Here is a 2,911-nt window from a genome sequence, read left to right as displayed (position 1 = left end):
GTGCGGGGTCGGGAGAGCGGTGGCACGGGGAGCCTCCTGCGGCGTCGGCCCGGGCGGTCCCCGGGCGTCGCCCCCACGCTCCGGCGCGGCCGGGCGCGGCGGCTCCCCCGCGCGGGGGATCCCGCTCCTCCGCGCGGGGGCCCGCGCCCACCCCGCGGACCCCGGCGCTCGCCGCGCGCGGACCGCGGTGCTCAGCCCGGTTCCGGCGCCACGTGCGGGGGCAGCCGGCGGGGACCGGCCGCGGGCGGGCGCGGGCGGTCCTGGCGGTGCAGGCGGACGGCCACCACGGCCACGTCGTCCTCCGGGCGCGGGGGGAGCATCCGCTCCAGCAGCCGGTCGACGAGGGTGTCGAGGTCGGTGTCCTCGGCGGCCAGGCGCTCAAGGACGTCCTGCAGCCGCTGCAGCCCCTCCTGCAGCGACTGGTCGCGGCGCTCGACGAGGCCGTCGGTGTACAGCAGCACCGTCGAGCCGCGCTCCAGCAGCACCTCGGCGTCCACGCGCTCGGTGCCGGGCAGCACCCCCAGCAGCAGGTCGGCCTGCTCGCCGGTCAGCGCGAGCACCGAGCCGTCGGGGCGGACGACGACCGCGGGCGGGTGGCCGGCGTTGGACCAGCGCAGCCGGGTCACCCCGCGCTCGCGCTCGTCGGGGGTCTGCTCCATGCGGGCGGCGATGGCGGTGGCCGTGGTGGTGATCTGCAGGTTCGCCATCGCCTGGTCGGCGGCGGTGAGCACCTGCGCCGGGGAGTCGTCGCCGATGGCGCCCAGCGCGCGCACGACGGTGCGCACCTGGCTCATCGCGGCGGCGGCCTGGGTGTCGTGGCCGACGACGTCGCCGATGACGAGCATCGTGGAGCCGTCGGGCTGCATGAACGCGTCGTACCAGTCGCCGCCGACCTGCGCGGCCTCGGCGGCCGGCGCGTAGCGCACCACGATCTGGCCGTGGTCGGGCTCGGGGGGCTCGGAGAGCAGGGCGCGCTGCAGCCCCTCGGCCAGGTCGCGCTGCTGGCGGTAGAGGCGGGCGGAGTCCAGCGCCAGCCCGGCGCGGGCGGCGACCTCGGCGGCGGTGGAGAGCCCGTCGGCGCCCAGCGGGGCGCGGCCGGGCCCGCGGAAGACGGTCATCAGGCCCACGGTGCGCCCGCGCCCGCGCAGCGGGAAGACCGCCGCCGACGACGGCGCCAGCCGCGCCAGCGTCTCGCGGACCTGCCCGTCGGGGTCGAGCACGGCGGTGATGGCGCGGGTGGCGTCGGGGACGGGCACGGGGTTGTTCTGGCGCAGCGCCCGCCACAGGAAGGCCGCGTCGGTCAGCTCGGCCAGGCGGTGGGTGGCGTAGTGCTCCACCAGCGGGCGCAGCGCCTCCTCCCGGTGCCACCAGCCGGCGTCGTGCAGGCCGCGGCGCAGGTCCACGTCGCGGCTGGCGCGGGCGCTGGCCGGGCTGGAGGCCATCGCGTCGTCGTCGACGAGGGTGATGACGCACCAGTCGCCCAGCGCGGGCACGACCAGCTGCGCCAGCCGCGCCACGGCGCGGTCGGCGTCCAGCGTCCCGGTCAGCTCGGCGGTCACCGCGGCCAGCAGGTGCGCGCGGGCGGCGGCGTCCTCGGCGGCCTGCTGCGCCTGCCGGCGCGCGGTGATGTCGAGGAAGTACAGCGCCAGGCCCTCGCCGTCGTCCTCGGCGACGACGCGCACCTCCACCCAGACGTCCAGCGGGGCGGGGTAGTACGCCTCGAAGACCTCCGGCTCCCCGGAGAGGGCCACCCGGCGGTAGTGCTCCTCGAACACCGAGCCCACCGCGGCGGGGAAGGCCTCCCAGAAGTCCCGCCCGAGCAGCTCCTCGCGCGGGACCCCGGCGATGCGCTCGCCCTCCGCGTTGACGTAGGCCACCCGCCAGTCGGCGTCCAGCACCAGGTAGCCCACGGCCATCGACTCCAGCGCCGAGGCCACCCGCCGGGTCACCTCCCGCTGCGCGGTGACGTCGTGCACCGCGCCCACCAGCCGCGCGGGAGCGCCCCCGGCCCCGGGCACGACGCGCCCGCGCCCCAGCAGCCAGCGGGTGCGCCCGGGCAGCAGCACGCGGTAGGCGGAGCTGAAGACCCCAGTGCGCGTGGCCGCCTCCAGGTCGGCCCGCACGCGCTCCTGGTCCTCGGGGTGGATGCGGGCCATCGCCTCGCCGAGGTCGTCGCCGAACTCCCCGGGGCGCAGGCCGAACAGGACGTGCATCTGCTCGTCCCAGACCAGCCGGCCGCTGCCGAGGTCGAGGTTGAAGGTGCCGATGCCGGCCGCCTGGACCGAGACCTCCAGCAGCGCCTCGCTCGTGCGGTGGTCGCTGCTGAGCGCCGCCAGCTCCAGCTCGGCCGCCGCGGCGGCGGCGAGCTGCCGCAGCAGCTCCACGTCGTCCTCGCTCCAGGCGCGCGGCGCCGGGGAGAAGACGCACACGGCGCCCACGACGTGGCCGGCCCGCGTGGTCAGCGGGACGCCGAGGTAGGAGGCGACGGCACCGCTGAGCACCGCGGGCAGGTCCGAGAGCCGCTCGTCGGCGCGGGCGTCGCCGACGAGCAGCGGCGCACCGGCGGCGGCGGTGCGGGTGCACGGCCACTGCGCCAGCGGCTGCGGCCCGGAGGGACCGGCCTCGGGCTGCGGGCCCGCGGCACCCGCCAGGGCCTGCACGTCGCTGAGCACGCAGACGCGTCCCGAGCCCGCTCCGAGCAGGCGCGCGGCGAGGGCCGCCACCCGGTCCAGCGCGGGCAGCGGCCCGTCCACCGGCAGCAGCCGCCGCGCCGCGGCCACCCGTTCCGCGTCCGCGGTCAGCACCCGCTCCGCGTCCGCGGCCGCCCCCCGCGCGGTGGGCTGCTCGGCGGGCTGCTCGGTGGGCTGCTCGGCGGGCCGGGCGGTGGGCTGCTCGGCGGACCGGGGCGCGG

At 78.8% G+C, this 2,911-nt stretch carries 1 protein-coding gene; it reads right to left on the bottom strand.

Features of this window, described 5'->3' with window-relative positions:
- Nucleotides 1–191: 191 nt before the first annotated feature.
- Nucleotides 192–2,911, bottom strand: a 2,720-nt coding sequence (locus GTQ99_RS21705) for a SpoIIE family protein phosphatase (protein ID WP_338075184.1), incomplete at its 5' end; no start/stop codon positions are given.

The sequence above is a fragment of the Kineococcus vitellinus genome, assembly GCF_009906315.1.
GTDB classification, from domain to species: domain Bacteria; phylum Actinomycetota; class Actinomycetes; order Actinomycetales; family Kineococcaceae; genus Kineococcus; species Kineococcus vitellinus.
This window is presented reverse-complemented; position numbering and strand designations above follow the sequence as displayed.